The following is a 521-nucleotide window of genomic DNA, read 5'->3' as shown; positions in this document are numbered from 1 at the left end:
GTTCTATGTCCGGGTTTGATGCATCGGCAGACAGGAGCCGTCGTTCTCCTTGGGCTGCATTGGGTTACACGGGTCAAGCAGATTACCTGCTGGATGAGCTGCTTGAGGATTTGGAGCACAGCCTTGAAGAAGGGCTGGTGGAAGAGTACCCCTATTGGGGCACGCGCCCGCCTCTGCCTTTGCGGCGCTCTTCTATTGCCTCAGGGATCCTACTGGGTTTGGCTTTGGCGACCACTCTGGTGGCAGGGCTAGCCTTCTGGATGACCCTGCGCCCCCGGCCAGGAGTCTTTTCTCAGGCCACTCCTCCTCGGCTGAGGGATCCTTTGACTGAGGCCCCCGATTCTCCCAACTCCGATTTCCTGCTGGCCCAGGAACCATCCCTGCCCCCATCTGCGGGAGGTGGAACTCCTCGAGATCCATCTGCGGAAGTGTCGTGTCAGGAGCCACCGGGGTCAACCCATTCTCTTATACACATCTGTCGCTGCCGACGATCATGACTGTGGAGATCTAGGTGGTCGCCG

General features: G+C 59.3%; 1 pseudogene. It reads left to right on the top strand.

Annotated elements, in window-relative coordinates:
* Positions 1 to 497, top strand: a pseudogene (locus tag NW858_RS13120) (hypothetical protein); the annotation flags it as partial.
* Positions 498 to 521: the final 24 nt, after the last annotated feature.

This window comes from Synechococcus sp. H55.10 (assembly GCF_047502715.1).
GTDB lineage: Bacteria > Cyanobacteriota > Cyanobacteriia > Thermostichales > Thermostichaceae > Thermostichus.
This window is presented reverse-complemented; position numbering and strand designations above follow the sequence as displayed.